We start from the raw sequence: 16,219 nt of genomic DNA on the forward strand, positions 1-16,219 counted from the left end.
GGAGCCTTTTCCTATTCCGGAAACTTGCCGAACGTATCAAAAAAAGTGCCGGAACTTGCATTTTCTAAAGCGCGTCTAATATAAGGAATTATGTTGGATGGGAGCTCCTGCAGGGAGTACCAGGCTAGTTCGTCACATTTGTGCGGCTCTTTGTTGACAGGCTCCCCGGTCCAGCGCTCCACTTCCACAAAGAAATCGACTCGCTCATCATTTTCGCGGCGGTGCATGATGCCCACAACCCGCACATCTGTCAAAGCGATTTCGATCCCGGCCTCTTCCCGCGCTTCGCGGACCGCCGCTGCAGCAACGGTCTCTTCCCCATCCAAGTGACCGGCGACAACGCTGTAGTTCCCATCCTCATAGCCCGTATTGGCTCTGCGCAGCAATAGAACGCGATCCCCTTTCCGCAAAAAAACATGCACAGCTAATGGCGCTAAAAAACGTTTACTCATCTCGAAGCTCCTCTCAATTTCCCTTTCGTAATGGTTACGGTCCGCATCTTCCCATCCCATGAAACTTGACCGCCAAACGCCTCGCCGACAAATCGCGCCGGCGCGACTGTATAACCGTTCACAAGCTGGGCAGGAACTTCCAGTTGGACTTGCGTGCCATTCACATAGGCGGTCGTTTGATCGATCGAGAGGACGGCAACTGTACAGCCGTTTTGCGCTGTCACCGTCTTCGTTGTCGCATCGTAGCTCACTTCCGCTCCCATCGCTTCAAAGATAGCCCGCAACGGCACCATTGTAGAGCCGCTTATGCTCAGCGGGGCTTGCGTAAATGACGGCCTTGCCCCATCGACATCGACGGCGATTTGCGAGGAAACCCCAAATGATTTGCTTGCAACCTGTTTTCCAGCTTTGTTGAACACGCGAATCTTCAACACAGAGCCCTCCGGCACGGCTCCCGCCTGCAGTTCAAGCCCGTACGGCAAGTCGCTCTGCGCGGCAAGTACTCTGCCGTTCAGCTCATACTCCACTTTTCCGATGTAGACGTCGGGGATTTTGATGAATGGGATCAGCTTCATGGTCTTCGTAAACGTCTGATGATCCGCATCCAAGGGAACATAACCGATCCCGTCTGCTGGCTGCGCTGCTTCGGAGACACTGGAGAGCAAATACGGATTGCGGATCAATTGGCTGTAATAGTTTTGAATCTCGTGGTTATCGCTCAACAAATAATCATTCCTGGCTTTTCCTTGGCCTTGATCAACATTGAAGTAGGTAATGGCTTTCAGCCTCGGATATTTATAAGGCATAATTTCGTACAGCCGCTGCAAATTGAGCTTGGCCCATTCCGTAAAGTCTTCATCCGTTGCATGGGAGTAGTGCGGTACCCCGGTCTCGCTAAGCATAATCGGCTTGCGATCGGCGTAAGTGTTGTAGATCCGCGTTAACCGTTCCACATTGCTGGTTGCAAGCATGGGGGGCACGGAAGGATCGCCGTTTTCATAGTTATCGCTTGGGCTCCAAACCATCGCAACGTTCGGCGCCTCCTCCGCAAAGACGTCATGCAGCATACGGAATTTGCTTATGTATGCAGCGGGATTCCCGTGCCAATTGATCCAATTGCCATTCATTTCGCTAGCAAACCGCAAAAAGATCGGAATGCCGCTGGCTTTCGCTGCCCGCGCCCACTCGCGCAAGTAGGCGCCGTCCGTAACTGATGATAGGCCATCATCCGGCTCCCAGGCAATTTGCAGCGCACCGCCTGCTTCCTTAGCCCGCTGCGCATAAATCGTAGGAAACGGTTGTCCAAAGTGGGCATATGCGAGATAGATGGCATGTTTTTTACCGTATACATCATCGATGTTGGTAAAATAGTTACCGACTTTCGGATCCTGTTCCGAGTACATGCCAATATAAGCGCCGTATGCAGGCTCGAATTTGGCCAGCTGACCACTGGCAGGCAGCGACGCTGCGCGCAGCCGCTCCTGATCGGCATCCTGCCTGTACACTTCGATCGTCGTGCGGATCTGCTCCGCCCGCTGGAGCTTAACGTCGCCCCAGTCTTTGCCTGCTTTGACCCAGAATGCATTCTCCCTCTCATAATAGTGGATGGCTTGATCGTAATCACCGATTTTATCATAGTAAGCATCTAATTTCCCACTAAAGAGCGCGGCATTCTGCCAATCCCCTGTTCCCGCATAGTAGTCAGCGAGAAATTTCCATTGAACGGCCGCTTCCGCCGTCTGTCCGGCTGCTGCGAGCGAATCCGCCTGCTGCCAACGATCCCAGATCGCATCCGCACATACAGGCATGGGCGCAGCCATCAAACTCATGGCCAGTATGCCGGCAGCCATGCTTAGCAGCACTATTTTTTTATTTTTCATAAACATCCATTCTACCCCAGTTCTGCTGAAAACTTCAATATGTAACAAGTATGAATACGCGATTCGGCTAGGAAAGTAGCACGTTTGCGGGTAGAAATTCATGGAAACCCCGCCGAATCATGATGACCTTTTTGCAGGATAGCCCCATGCTAAAAGAAAACAGACTTCTTCGTCCACCACGAAGCGGAAAAAGAAGTCCGTCGATCTGCTTATTTTGATTTCACGAGGATAGCTCGCGTGCGTGCCCGCTGTGTTGGTGTTAACGGCTGCACATAGCTGTAGTTGCCTCGTGGAGCTGCACCTTTGATCGCACCGCTTGTAAAGCCTCCGCCTGCCGCAGGAATGGCGATGCGCAGGCCATATGTCGACATAACAAGACCGAGCGGATTGCTGATCGAACGCCTACCGTCGGAACTCCCGGCAAAATTAAGCGCTGCGGCAAACCTGTCGCTCGCGCGCAGCCACACCGAACCGGAGTCACCTGGTTGGGAGACGGCTGTGCCGTTATTGCCGACGATGACTGACTGGTTGCGAAACAGGAGCGTTCCGAGCGAACCACCATACGTCACGTTCACATCGACGTTATTCGCTTCCACCGTTCCACGCACAAATCCTGACGTGCGTCCGGTTTTCATGACCTGCAAGCCGACAGGATAGCTTAATAAATGACCGGGCACCGTGACAAGTTGAAAAGCGCTGATAAGATAACGGGGGTTGAGCAAGCTGTTCGATGTCGGCAGCGCAATGGCCGAATCCTGGAAATTGACTTGCCCAGGGCGCAGCGGTACGAATTGAAACGCACGACCGACCGTATTGCCGGCAATAGGCGCATCGGCAGGTCCAGGTTGTACGGTTGCGGAGAATGCAGTGGAGTTATTTTTGATGAGGACATGGTTATTGCTCAAAATGAAGAGCTGATTGTTCTTAATCACGATCACGCCGGCTGTTCCTGTTGAAAAAGGATCGGGTTTGCCAATGCTGACACCGCCAGGTACCGGACGAATCCGGTTTCTGAAAATTTGCTTCAGTCTATAGGCTTTCGGTTTCGGCTTCGCAACATGGTTCGTGAACTTGCCTGCAGAGATAAAACGTACAGGTACCGTTGTACCCGCTTTGACAAGCGACGCTTTGAGATTGGTTAAGTGCGAAGGCGTCACTTTTTTATGCGTATACACGATAACGCCTGCTCCGCGTGACGGATTGCTTGGATCCGCATAACCGACACCCACAGCCATCACCTCAGCCCGCTTCAACAGGGTGGGGGAAAGCCGGTTTTTGTGCTTTAATGCCTCATAGAAAGTTGCCATGCGCATACTCCTCTTTCATCAAGATGTTGCAGTGTATGCCTGCTTGGCCATGATTGATTAGGGCAGCACCTATTTCCCATTATTTATGGCAAAAAAAAGGCTAGCCCATAGAGGAACGCCCTCCATAGATTAGCCCAAAACAGATTTATAACTTGTGCTTATAATTCTTCCATCCATACACGGCTGCCGCGACCTGACGGTTCGGCTGGCTGTACGATCAATTTGCGCGGCAGGCGTGCCCGCAGCTCAGGCACGTGCGAGATCACGCCAACGGCTAAGCGATCCATGTGCAGCTTCTCCAGTGCGCCGATGACCATGTCGAGCAGTTCTTGATCGAGCGTGCCGAAGCCTTCGTCGAGGAAGAAAAACTCCAGCGGATATTCGCCTTTCAGCTGGATTTGCGCAGACAGCGCCAGCGCCAAAGCCAGCGATGTCAGGAACGTCTCGCCGCCCGACAACGTGCTGACCGGGCGCTTGACCCCGCCGTTGGCATCGTCGCGGATGACAAAGCCGCCACCGGAGTCGACCTCGATCGCATATCGGCGACGCGTCAATTCCCCCAGCCGCTCTGAGGCGGCGCGGCTGACCTGCATGAGCTGCTCTTCGGCGAGATACTCGACGAAGGCGTTCGCCTTCAGCACGGCTTGCAGCTTGCCAAGCCGCTCCAGCAGCACCGCCAGCTCCGCTCGGCGGGCCTCCAGCTCGCTCCACCGCGCATGGCGCACAGCGAGCTCCTCGGCGCCCTGCGCCGCCTTGGCGCGCGCTTCCAGCGACGCCTCCGCCCTAGCCTTGGCAGCCGCCAGCTCCGCCTGCGCCTGCGCCCACTGCGCCGCGCTCACGACGCGGCCCTGCAGCTTCGCTGCGAGCTGCGCCAGCCCGTGCCGCAGCGCCTGCTCGCGCTCGCGATGCGCAGCCGCGAGCGCCGACCATTCGCGGCGCACCTCCGGCGCCAGCGCCGCCGCATCTGCGGCTTCGCGCGACGCGAAGCCGTTATCCGCGAGCGCCGCTTGCAGCGCTCGCTCTGCCTGTGCCAGCTGCCGCGCTGCGAGCGCAGCTGCTTCTGTGGCGGCACTGTGACGCTGTGCCGCCTGCTGCTGCTCCGCTAGCGCCGTGCCGTGCGCTAGCTTGGTTTGCTGCGCCCGCAGGCGCAGCCGCTCGATCGCAGAGGTCGCTTCCGCGATCTGCTGCGGCACGGCGGCGCCGGGCGCGCGCAGCGCGAGCTGCCGCGACTTGTCGGCAGCCAGCTGCGCCATCCCCTGCAGCCGCTCGTGCAGCTGCAGAGCTGTTTTGTCCTGCTCCAGGGCGCGCCGCTGGAGCTCCTCGATTTGGCTGAGCAGCCCGTCAAGGAACGGGATGCTTTTGTCAATGCGGCCGCGGAGCTCTTCGGCGGCGCGTTCGTTCGCCAGCAGCTCTTCCAGCTGCGGCTCGATGCTCTCCCATGCCAGATGCGGAAAGCTGGCATGCCAAGAATCTTGCTGCTCGCTGAGCTTCTTCTCAGCGGCGAGCAGCTTGTGAACGGCATCAGCGAGTACGCTTGATGCCGCCTTATGCTCAGCAGCCACAGCGGTGTGCTGCTGGTCGCTTTGCGCAAGTTCACGCTGTACCGCTTGCAGCTCCTGCTCTTGCTGTGCTACCTGGGATTTATTGGCATCCACGACTGTCAACAGCGTGGCCCACGCCGCTTCCAGCGCACCCACTTCCAAGTCGCGATCGGTTTGCTCTATAGTTACCGCAGCTTCAGCAAGAAACGACTCTTGTTGGAGGCCTTTTTCAGCATTCACGGCATGAGGTTCATCCGACGAAGCCAATAGCGATGCTTGCTGAATGAGGCCTGCCACTTTTTGAATGAGCAGGGTATGGGTATACTGCAGCTCTTTCGCCAGCTGCAGCAGCTCTTGCACACGCTGCAGATCCTCTTCATACGTCGCTTGTCCCTTGGCAAGCTCTTCATGATTGTGGTGTCCACTGCTGCTGTTTAACGGCGACGGATGCTCGGTAGATCCGCAAACTGCACAGGCTTCCCCGGCAACGAGCTGCTCCGCAAGCACGATTGCGAGCGTTTGACGCTCGTGCTGTTTCCATCGCTTTTTTTGAATATCCAATCCGGTTTGCAGCCGTGGAATAAATGCAGCGATTTGTATGCTTTCCAGCTCTAAGCTGCGATATAGATGATTGGTTTGCTGGAGCATATATGTAAGCTTTGACTGCAAGCCATAGCGCTTCTCCGCCAGCTGCACAATCCTTTGTTCCGCCGCCTTCGCCGCAGAGCTTCGGGCGTCACGTTCCTGACGCGCCTCCTGCGCTTGCGCCTCCAGCAGCTGGATCGCTTTTTTTGCTTGATCCGCCGCTTGCAAAAGCTGCCGAAGCACCGTATTCGGCTCAATCCGCTTCAACTGCTCCTTAAGCTCTGTTTGCTTATTCAGCGCTTTTTGCTTCGTCTCCAGCGCTTTGTTCAGCTCCGCTTGCGTCGACTCAAATGAGGATTTGGCGACTCGCTCCTGCTCTTGCCCCGTCTGGATCTGCAGCTGCACCTGCTCGAGCTCCTTTTGCAGCTCCAGCGCTTGCTGCAGCTGATCCAAGCGCAGCAACAACGGCCCCTCTCCGGACGCAAGCTCTTGCTGCGCAAGGTCAAAGGCATCGGCGGCCTGCTGCAGGGCAGTATCCGCTGACAAATGGCCAGCTGTGGCTAGTTCCAGCTGCGACTGGCTGCTGCGCACTTCAGCGGAAGCCGTCGCTTGCTGTTCGAGATACGGACGCACCCGCTCCGCCTGTTCAGCTTTTTGCAGCAACAGCTCCTTCTCCCGCACGCTTGCTTCTTCCGCCTGCTGCTCGCGAAGCTGATGCTCCAGCGCTTCTTTTTCAACCTGCCACTGATGAACCTGCTTCTGCTCCTCGTAGGAAGCTTCCTGCCGCTGCAGCTCACCTCGGCTCAGTTCGGCCTCGCGCTCTGCTTCAAGCAGCTTCGCCTTCGCTTCTGCGAGAGCTTGATCGGATGCATCGCCCAGCCCCTGCTGCTCAGCAGCGATTTCTTTGACAGCGCTGTCCGTTTCTTTCACTTTCGCGCTGACTTTGGCGCTTAACTGGTCGCCATACGACTCCAGATGAAATAAGCGCTGCAGCATTTGCCTGCGGTCTTTGCCTGTGAGCGTCAGAAACTCGGCAAATTTTCCTTGCGGCAGGACGACCGCTCTGGTGAAATCCTGCATCGAGAGTCCAAGCACACTTTGTACTTGCTGATTCACTTCTCCCGCCTTATCGGCAAGAACGATTGTCTCGCCGCCTTTCAGATGCAGGAATCGGGTGATCGTGCCGTTGATGGATAGCTCTGAACCACGCTTGAATTGCCGCTCCACCCGATAACGTTCCGTGCCGGCAGCATTCGTCAGCTCAAATGTAAAAGAAACGAACAGCACTTGCTCCGCATGGTTCATAATCGCCTGCGTGCCGCCGCTTGCCCGCTCGACTTTGCCATAGAGCGCAAGTGTAATGGCATCGAGAATTGAAGATTTGCCGCTGCCTGTCGGTCCAAATATCCCGAACACTCCCGCTTCCGTCAGCAGGTCAAAATCAATCGTTTGCATCTCGCGATAACTTTGGAGACCGGACATTTGTAATTGAATTGGACGCATTCGCGCAAGTCCTCCTTCCCTATATTTGCTCTTTCAATGATATTCGAAAATGGATAGGCCACAATGTGCCAACTTATCCACAAAGGCTATAGTTGGATAAAAACTGCAGAGACTAGTACGCGTCAGACATCTTTGCGCCGGCTTAAGCGTGTTTTTCAACGCTAAACTGGTAGCTCGCTGACCGCGCCTAGCAGCCTAGCCCTACGCCACCTTAGCCTGCCTGTGCATCATCGCTCTCCTGCAAAAGGGAGAGAAATAGCTGCACAAGCTCCGCCTCAGGCTGCGCCCCGCCCGTTTGACGCGAATAAAACCGCGTAAAATGCTCCTCCATAGAAAGAGCGGCCCGTGGCGCTGACGCCCGCACAACTTCCATCTCCGGGTAAATCGGGCGGATATGAATGAACCCGTCGTACGCTTTGCGCAGCGACTGGATTTGCTCCATAGACATCGCTTCCGTCATGGTAATTTCCAGATCGATCCAAGCGGTAGCGTCACGCTTCTCTTCCAGCCACTGATACACCTGCTTGATGCCATCCTTCGCCTTCCAACTGACAAGCGGCCGGCCGGAAGTAAGATAAATCTCCTGCGGATCTGCAGCTTGTCCGGGCGCGAGATCAAGCACTGTCACGGACTTCGCCTGCCCAGCCTCCGAGAAGCTGTAGGCGATCGGAGAGCCGCAGTAACGGATAGGCGTTGTCGCCGATTTCACCATCTGCGGCCGGTGAAGATGCCCCAGCGCCACATACTGCGCTCCCGCTTCAAAAGCAGCGGTATTCACCGTATAAGCCCCGCCGACCTGGATCGGGCGCTCCGATTCCGTCTCTTGACCGCCGAGCACATACAGGTGACTCATGATTAAGTTCACCGTTCCCGCTTCAAAAGCCGCCGCCTGCTGGCGAATTAGCGAGGCTACACGCTCGGAGTATTTGCTCCGCAGCGCCTCCTCCTCGGCCACGGCGGATAACAGCTCCTTGAGGCGCGACTCGGACGGGTACGGCAGCGCCGCCAGCTTGGCCAGCTCGCCGGTACGGGCGATGCCGATCGTTTGGATGTCCGCGACAGGCAAGCCGACTAGCGTGATCCCCTGTTTGGCAGCCAGCGGGCCAGAGGCGGCCAGCCGGTCTGGATGATCATGGTTGCCGGAGATGATCGCAACCTGCCTTTTACCGCCATCCGCGAGTCGCGCAATCCCCTCATAAAAAAGCTGTTCCGCCGCCGCAGGCGGGTTCACGGAATCATAGATATCACCGGCGACCAGGACAAGGTCGATCCCCTGATCGTGTACCAAGTCTACTAGCTCATCCATAAAAGCGCTTTGCTCCTCCAGCCGGCTGCGCCCCTCCAACGTCCGCCCGAAATGCCAGTCACCCGTATGTAGAACACGCATTTCCCTCGCCTCCAATCAACATCTCAATTTTATCTATTTGCCAAGCTCCAACAATCTTGCCCCATCGAAAAAGTACAAAAACTTCCCGCTCACAGGCCGCTTCCAAATCTGTTCAACAGCCCGGGTATACAGGTTGATTTGTGTTTCATACCGCGCCCGGAGCTCTGCGTCGCTGCTGCCTTTCACCGCATCTGTTTTATAATCCAGCAAAACGAGCCCTTGCTCGTCCTCGAACAAACAATCGATGACGCCTTGAATCAGCACCGTCTCACCGGATGTGGCATGCTCGGCATCTGCGTAAACGTCATCCGCAGCTAATCCATAGCTGAAAGGCACCTCACGCTGCAGCTTGGGAGCTTTGATCATTCTTTGCCCGACATCCGTCTGGAAAAAGTTCAAAATCACCGGAATATCCACGATTTCACTTTGCTGCAACGTCAGCGTCTGCTTCTGCAGCATAGCTTCCAGCGTCTGCCGAATACTTGCTTCTGTAGGCGCTTCGCTTAATGAAATATTTTGCATGACGGCGTGAACAACGGTGCCTTTTTCAGCTGCAGTCAGCTTCTTCTCTTCCATAAACCGCGGTCTGCGCCAGACCGCAGATCTCATCTTCAGCGGCTCGGTCGGCTGCTCTCCGTCAGCCGCAATCCGGTTCAGCTCCGACAACCGTTTCATTTCAGAGACGGTCGTCTTGGCAAACAGCTTCGGCGCATCCGTATACGCATACGTCCATGACAACCGCTCGTCCAGCCAACCGCCCCAGCCTCCTGTTGTCGCCACCGGCTGAACAGTGCGAATCGCCGCAAGGCGCTCTTCATCCGGCAGAGCGACCGTATCTTCCATTTGCTGCTCCAGCTGCAAGCTTTCCGGCGTAATGACCGTCAGCTTCCATTCTGACGGATCTTGAAGCAAGCGCACATCCGCTGCAGCCTCACTGATACCGATGCGCTCCCGCCACGAAGCAGCGTCCGGATGGCGGAGCAAGGCAGGCCCGACCCAATCGAGGTAGCTCTTCGCCTTGGCCAATTCAAAATCCGGCAAATACCAATCCGCTCTCGTGAGATGCCGTCCCCAGGCACGCAGCTGTTTGTCGAGCGATTTGACCGTGCCAAGCAGGTACAGCTTCTCTCTGGACCGCGTCAGCGCCACGTAAAGCACGCGCATCTCTTCGGCGAGCAGCTCCAGCTTCATCCTTCTTTTTATCGCCAGGGAGGGCAAGGTCGGGTAGCTTACACGCAAGGTCGTATCCACAAAACGCGGTCCGAAGCCCAGCTCCTTGTGCAGCAAGAAGGCGTCGTTCAGATCGCGCTGATTGAACATTTTTGCCATACCCGCAACAAACACGACTGGGAACTCCAACCCTTTACTTTTATGGATGGACATAATGCGCACGACGTCTTCCTGCTCGCCAAGCGCACGCGCCGTTCCGAGGTCTCCCCCGCTATCTTTCATCCGTTCGATGAAGCGCAAGAAGCGGAACAGTCCACGCAATGACGTGCTTTCATATTGCCTTGCCCGATCATACAAAGCTCTTAAGTTCGCCTGTCGCTGCAAGCCCCCGGGCAATCCGCCGGCAAAGTCGTAATAACCGGTCTGGCGGTAAATGTTCCAGATCAGATCGGCCAAAGAGCCTTGTCTGGCCTCGCTGCGCCACTGTTCCAGCATCTTGAGGAAGTTTTCCAGCCTCGTCTGCAGCGATAATGTTTCATCCGATTGCTCCGCCTCGTTCTCTGCGTCAGTTCCACCTGCAAAGCGCAATAATGATTCGTAAAAAGGAACCGACTTATCCGTCACTCGGACTCTAGCCATTTCTTCAGCGGTCAACTGAACGACCGGCGAGCGCAGTACAGCGGCTAGCGGCACGTCCTGATACGGGTTATCAATAATTTTTAGGAGCGAAAGCATGACTTCAACTTCAGTTGCGGAAAAATACCCCGTACTCAAATCGGCATATGCAGGAATGCCCTGCTGCTTTAGCTCCTCAATGATGACTGGCGCCCATTGCTGCGTCGCCCGCAGCAAAATGACAATGTCACGGTACGTCGCCGGGCGCGTGCCCCCGGTCCTTTTGTCAAAAGCCTGGAACGGCTCCCGCTTCCCGCCGTCACCGAGCAGCTCGCGAATATGCCGCGCGATCGTGCGCGCTTCCAGCTGCACATTCTCCAGCTCCAGCGTGTCCAGCTCCGGTTCGATGCTGCGCTCATCGCCTGCTGCTTCCGAGTCGCTGCCGTCCTGATCGTCCGACTCCCCGTCGTAGGCTTCGCTGCGCTCAGCTGCGTCCACGGCGCGATCCACGATTAGCATCTCCACCGCGCAATCCGATGCCGGCGGCGGGTAGCCCGCCCCATAGACGAGTTCCGCGCGTTCATCGTACTCGATTTCACCCACAGCTTCGTTCATCATTTGCTTGAACAAAAAGTTCACGGCATGCACCACTTGGATACGGCTGCGGAAGTTACGGGCCAAATCGATACGTCCCCCGTCTGCGGACACGCCGGCTTCCGCTTGTTCACTTTTGGAACGATAAGCTTTATATTTTTCCAGAAACAACTCGGGCTCTGCCAAACGGAATTTATATATACTCTGCTTCACGTCACCGACCATAAACCGATTGCCAGGCTTAGGCTGGGAAATCAAGGAAACAATCGCTTCCTGGACGCGGTTCGTATCCTGATACTCATCCAGCAGCACTTCGGCAAATTGGTTGCGGTACGCAAGTGCCGCTTCAGATGGATAGAGCTCATCCGGCATAGAACCGGGTGCGCAAAGAATTTGCAGACAATAGTGCTCCAGATCGGCAAAATCGATTAACCCTTTCGCCGCCTTCGCCTGCTGATAACGCTGGCCAAAATCAAGCACCAAGTCCACCAGTTGGTGAAGAACAGGCGCAAGCTCGGCAACCTCTTGCCCAAACTGCTCTGGCGTGCGGCCGAACAGCTCTTCCTTCAGCTTGTTGATCTGATCTTTGGCCCGATTGCGCAGATCTTTTACTTCTTCTTGCAGCGATTTATCGTAATCGTCGCCTTTACATGCTTTCAGCTTGCCGAATTCCACCGTCTGAAAGCCTTGATACAATACGGACCATGGGTATGTGGTTGTCTCCAGCAAATTGTTCACGAGCAGCAAGTCCTCGCGCAAATTGTCCAAATACGGCGCAGGACCGCCCGGCTGCTCACCGATCATCTGCGCTTGGCGCAGCAGGTCGGCCGCGCCTTCCAGCTCCAGGGACAGGTCGCGGATCAAACTCCGCTCCCAGATGGATACGTCCGCGGCGGCTGATGCCGCGGCAACGAGCGGCAGCGCCGCCGCAGGGTCGGCGATTTCTGGCTCCGCTTGAGCTGGTGCCGCCGGCGGTCCGAACATCGCGGCCGTCGTCCTGAGCCAGTACTCCGGCCACGGATGGCTGCGCGACACATCATACAGCTTCTGTACCAGCTGCATGATGGCGTCGTCGTTGCGCTCGCCGCTGAACGAATCGACCAGCCGCCAGAAGGCGCTGTCCTCTCCGCTCGCGGCGTAATATTGCTCCAGCATCTCGCCCAGCAGATCCTGGCGCAGCAGCTCGGCTTCCGTTTCGTTGGCGATGCGGAAGCCGGGGTCCAGCCGAATGAGGCTGAAGTAGCGCTGCACGACTTCCAGACAGAAGGAATGGAGCGTCGTGATCGACGCCCGCCCCATGAGGGCCAGCTGCTTGCGCAAGTGCTGCGAATTCGGCTGCTTGGTCAGCTCCTTTTCCAGCGCTTCGCGGATCCGGTGCTTCATCTCCGAAGCCGCCGCTTTCGTGAACGTCGCGACAAGCAGACGGTCCACATCGATCGGCTCCCATTCATTCGATATGCGGCGGATGATCCGCTCGACCAGCACCGCGGTTTTCCCGGAGCCGGCGGCAGCGGCGACCAGCATATTTTGACCGCCGAGCGTAATCGCATCCCACTGGTCATCCGTCCACGTGCTGCCAGCCGGCTTTGGCTGTTGCTGAGTCCATTGATTCACTTGTATACGCTCCTTTCACCCATCGTCATCTTGCTGTTTCCTGCTCCATCTCCGCCCAAATCTGCTCCTTGCCGCGCTGTTTCCACACTTGCGGCTCGTTGCCTTCAAATAACGGATCGAATTGACAAACGGAGCGGTAGGAGCAATGCAGACAAGCGGACTTCTTGCCGAGCCTGTAAGGCGCGATATCCACATGGCCGTCCGTAATGCCTGTGCCGATTTGTTTGACCTGTTTGCGCACATATTTGCGCAGCGTGTCCCATTGCTCTTCCGTAGCAACGGACGAGCTCGAATAGAATGTCCCGTCTTTTTTGAGGGCAACGGGAATGAGTTGCGAATGTCCGGCAGCATGCGTCAGCTGCTCGTCCATAAGCCCAGCAACATCGGCGTCAGCGGTTATGAGGCCTTTCATTTTGTACCGTTTGCGCAGCTCCTTATCCACTTCAGCCGGATCCATCGCATTTTTTTGCTGGAGCATCGGATTGTGAACGTGGAAGTAGAGAACGCCTGCCGGTTTGGCCGGAATACCCAGCCATTGTTCGGCATGCGTAATTATGACGTCCAAGTACGTAAGCATTTGCAGCGATAAGCCGTAATACACTTCAGAAAGCTGCAAGGAAGTTTGACTCGATTTATAATCAATGACCCGCAGCAGGACACCTTGCTCGCCATCCGCGCGGTCCACACGGTCGATCCGGCCGATAATTTCCATCGTACAGCCATTGTCCAGCTCAAAACGGAGCGGCGGCAGTTCTTTACCTGGACCGAAGTCGATTTCCAACCCAAGCGGATGGAATTGGCCGCGTTTGGCATGCTCGCCCAACACGATAGCCGCCCGGCCCACCACTTGTTTCAGCTTCCGCGCAATGTAGGCGTAGCGGCTGGAGCTAAGCAGGATTTCGCCCTGCAATCGCGGCGCCAGCTCATCAACGACCTGGGCAGACCGCTCCATACAGGCTTCAGCCGAGAGCGCGCCCCAGTCCAGTTGATCCTGCTGCAGCTTTTGCACAAATTGGTTCAAAGCCGCGTGGAACAACTGTCCGATATCTGGAGCGTCCAGGCGATACACCCGCCGCTCCTGCAGTTTTAAACCATGCGAGAGGAAATGCGAGAATGGACAAGCTACATATTTTTCCATCCGCGATACACTTGCTCGTAAATGCTGTCCATACAGACGCTTGCTTGTCCCTTGACTGAGGGCGGACTCTTTATTCGTATACTGCAGCGCGCTTGCCACGGCTTGGAGCTTCATGCGCCAATCCGGCTGCTCCGCATACCAGTTATAGGTCTCCCACCACAGATCAGCCATGCGCCCGCCAAGCATCCAATGTTTCATCCGTACAGCCAAATAAGAAATCGCTTGGCTCGGATGTGCGATATAGACCGATTGTTCCGCCTCCGGCGAATCATTTGCAGGCTCAGCCAGCAGCAGTGTTTGTCCCGTGCCCGGGAACAAATGGCGAATCTGCTTAATCAGCTCCGACGGAAGCAACGATTTGCCTTCTTCGTCAGCGAGCGGGTAGCTGAGCCACAATCTTTTGCCAGGAACGGTCAACGAAGTGTAGACGATAAACTGCTCGTCCAGCAGTTTCCGTCTGCTGCCATCAGCCATCGGCAGTCCGGAATCGGTGAGCACCTCCCGCTCAGCCTCGGTTAGTACGCCTTTTTCATCCATTTGCGCAGGTATAACTCCGTCATTAACCCCTAAAATGTAGGCGTAACGAATGCCGCTGGAACGCGTCCGATCCATGCTTCCGATCAGCAGCTGATCCATGGAAGGCGGCACAAGCCCGAGCTTCATGCTTTCCATCCCGGTTTCGATCAGGCCGGTGAACAACTCCAGAGATAAACGGTCCTCGCCCATCGTCTCCACTAACTGATCCAGCATATCCATCACGTTATTCCACATTTGCCCGTGCTCGCGGGCTTTTTCCGGCTTCCCTTCCTGCAGGGCCGTTTGGCTCCACAGCTCCAGCTGTTCCGGCGCCTGTACATCCATAAGCAGCTCGTACAGCGCTTCGACCTGATTTTTGACTGTGCCGGCCTTCTGCAGCCGCTGCCCAAAAGCTTGCAAAGGTCTGACAATCCACGCTTTGGCCACATTGAGCTGTTCAAGCGCCTCCGAATGCTCTTGCAGCTGCTCTTCGGCCTGCTCCAAATTCGCCCGGAATTTATACGCCCAAGGCTTGCCGTCCGTCCATCTATATCCTTGAATCCCGAACGCTAGCACGTAATTTTCCAGCTTATCCATTAAATGCCGATCGGCTGCGGTCGTTGCCGGCAGGAGCAGATCGGTTTTCACACAGCGAAACACAGCATCATAATGCCAATTGTGCTGCACAACCTCCAGCGCAGAGCGAATAAACTCTACCAGCGGGTGATGAAGCACCGTGCGTTTTTGGTCAAAAAAGTGAGGGATATCATAGTCGGTCAGAACCGCCTTCAGCAGATCCTGATAGCCTTCCATATTGCGAACCATGATCGCGATGTCGCGCCAGCGAACACCATGCTCGCGCACTAGTTGCAGCATGTCCCGCACAGCGCCCTCGACCTCTGCCCGGCGGTGGACGGCTTCTTGAACGACCACTTGGTCGCTGAGCTTCTCGCCTGCAGCAGGCTCGTAAGGTTTCGCGCTGCCGCCAATTCGCCTCTCGAACATACGTTCGAGATAAGCTAAAGCCGGACTGGCATGAAAACGCTGCGCCTCCCCGGAAGCCAATTGCACCACCTCAGCTGGCGCAAGACCAAGCTGCCAAACCATCTCCTGCAAGCGCACCATCGTCTTCGCCGTCGGGTGAAACAAGTCCAGCTCGTCCGGCACATCCACAGCTTCGAGCGCCCGATTCAGGCAAAGCGTGATCGTGACGTCTTTGCACGTGGCAAAAAGGCCGGCAAGCACGGCAAACTCCTGCGGCGTAAAACCGTGAAAGCCATCAATCCAGATCGAGGCTGAGCGCAAATAAGCCGATTTCGGAATCTGCTCCGCCAGCAGTGTCAAATAATCCTCGCCGTCCAAATACTGCCGGGCCAGCACATTTTCAAACTCGCGGTAAATGAGCCGGATATCGTGCATTTTCTCACGCAGCAGGCCGCTTTCACCAAGCGACGCGACGCGTTTGGCATCGTGTTCATCCAATTGCTCAGCCGATAAGCAATAACGTTTGAACTCTGTGAAAAGCTGGTTCAACCGATCGATAAAGCCCATTTGCTCGGCAGAATGGCCAAATATGCGGAGCTGATCCTTATGTTTATGTAAAATGCTCGTCAGGAGCAGTTTTTTGCCTGTTTCATCAATGGGGAGGCGGGCCGTCCCGCCTTCTTCCTGCATCACGCGCCAAGCTAAACGGTGGAAGCTGAGCACCTGCGCCCGAATCATCCCGCTGATCTGCGGGTCGGATACGATCGCATGTTCTGCCTGAAACGTCGCTTGCTCCGGAACCAGCAGAATAAGCGGAGCTCCTTCTGGCTCAGCCGCCAAACGCTGTTTCATTTCCTCCATACAGCGCATGCTTTTTCCGCTGCCGGCTCTGCCTAATATGAATCGAATCGTCATGCAGGTCCTCCTTCATTC

The 16,219-nt window shown here is 56.0% G+C and carries 7 protein-coding genes; all 7 read right to left on the reverse strand.

The window, feature by feature from the left end; all coding sequences use genetic code 11:
- Positions 1-11 precede the first annotated feature (11 nt).
- The 7 genes from O9139_RS30710 to addB all read right to left on the reverse strand — a co-directional run bounded on the left by O9139_RS30710 (position 12) and on the right by addB (position 16,201).
- On the reverse strand, positions 12-452 hold the full coding sequence (locus O9139_RS30710; RefSeq protein WP_270885545.1) for an NUDIX hydrolase: 441 nt from the start codon (positions 450-452) through the stop codon (positions 12-14).
- Positions 449-2,338, reverse strand: coding sequence for a stalk domain-containing protein (locus O9139_RS30715; protein WP_270885546.1), 1,890 nt, complete (start codon positions 2,336-2,338; stop codon positions 449-451). The genes O9139_RS30710 and O9139_RS30715 overlap by 4 nt, the downstream gene beginning before the upstream one ends.
- Positions 2,339-2,541: 203 nt before the next feature.
- Positions 2,542-3,639 (reverse strand): chymotrypsin family serine protease, encoded by a 1,098-nt coding sequence (locus tag O9139_RS30720; RefSeq protein WP_270885547.1) that lies wholly within the window; start codon positions 3,637-3,639, stop codon positions 2,542-2,544.
- 158 nt (positions 3,640-3,797) lie between these two features.
- Complete coding sequence (locus O9139_RS30725; RefSeq protein WP_270885548.1) at positions 3,798-7,268, reverse strand: SMC family ATPase; 3,471 nt, start codon at positions 7,266-7,268, stop codon at positions 3,798-3,800.
- A gap of 211 nt (positions 7,269-7,479) precedes the next feature.
- The gene (locus O9139_RS30730) at positions 7,480-8,655 is read right to left on the reverse strand and encodes an exonuclease SbcCD subunit D (RefSeq protein ID WP_270885549.1); all 1,176 of its coding nucleotides are present in this window, start codon (positions 8,653-8,655) and stop codon (positions 7,480-7,482) included.
- Between the two features lie 33 nt (positions 8,656-8,688).
- Positions 8,689-12,648: a helicase-exonuclease AddAB subunit AddA gene (gene addA / locus O9139_RS30735; protein ID WP_270885550.1), complete on the reverse strand. Its 3,960-nt coding sequence runs from the start codon at positions 12,646-12,648 to the stop codon at positions 8,689-8,691.
- 25 nt (positions 12,649-12,673) lie between these two features.
- A complete protein-coding gene (gene addB, locus O9139_RS30740; RefSeq protein WP_270885551.1) occupies positions 12,674-16,201 on the reverse strand; it encodes a helicase-exonuclease AddAB subunit AddB in 3,528 nt (1,175 codons plus the stop codon).
- Positions 16,202-16,219 lie beyond the last annotated feature (18 nt).

This window comes from Paenibacillus aestuarii, from assembly GCF_027789125.1.
Lineage (GTDB): Bacteria > Bacillota > Bacilli > Paenibacillales > NBRC-103111 > Paenibacillus_E > Paenibacillus_E aestuarii.

Excerpts from the sequence above, each read along its gene's own strand:
- addB (WP_270885551.1), bottom strand. The coding sequence starts at position 16,201 with ATGACGATTCGATTCATATTAGGCAGAGCCGGCAGCGGAAAAAGCATG.
- O9139_RS30725 (WP_270885548.1), bottom strand. The coding sequence starts at position 7,268 with ATGCGTCCAATTCAATTACAAATGTCCGGTCTCCAAAGTTATCGCGAG.
- O9139_RS30715 (WP_270885546.1), bottom strand. The coding sequence starts at position 2,338 with ATGTTTATGAAAAATAAAAAAATAGTGCTGCTAAGCATGGCTGCCGGC.
- O9139_RS30720 (WP_270885547.1), bottom strand. The coding sequence starts at position 3,639 with ATGGCAACTTTCTATGAGGCATTAAAGCACAAAAACCGGCTTTCCCCC.
- O9139_RS30710 (WP_270885545.1), bottom strand. The coding sequence starts at position 452 with ATGAGTAAACGTTTTTTAGCGCCATTAGCTGTGCATGTTTTTTTGCGG.
- O9139_RS30730 (WP_270885549.1), bottom strand. The coding sequence starts at position 8,655 with ATGCGTGTTCTACATACGGGTGACTGGCATTTCGGGCGGACGTTGGAG.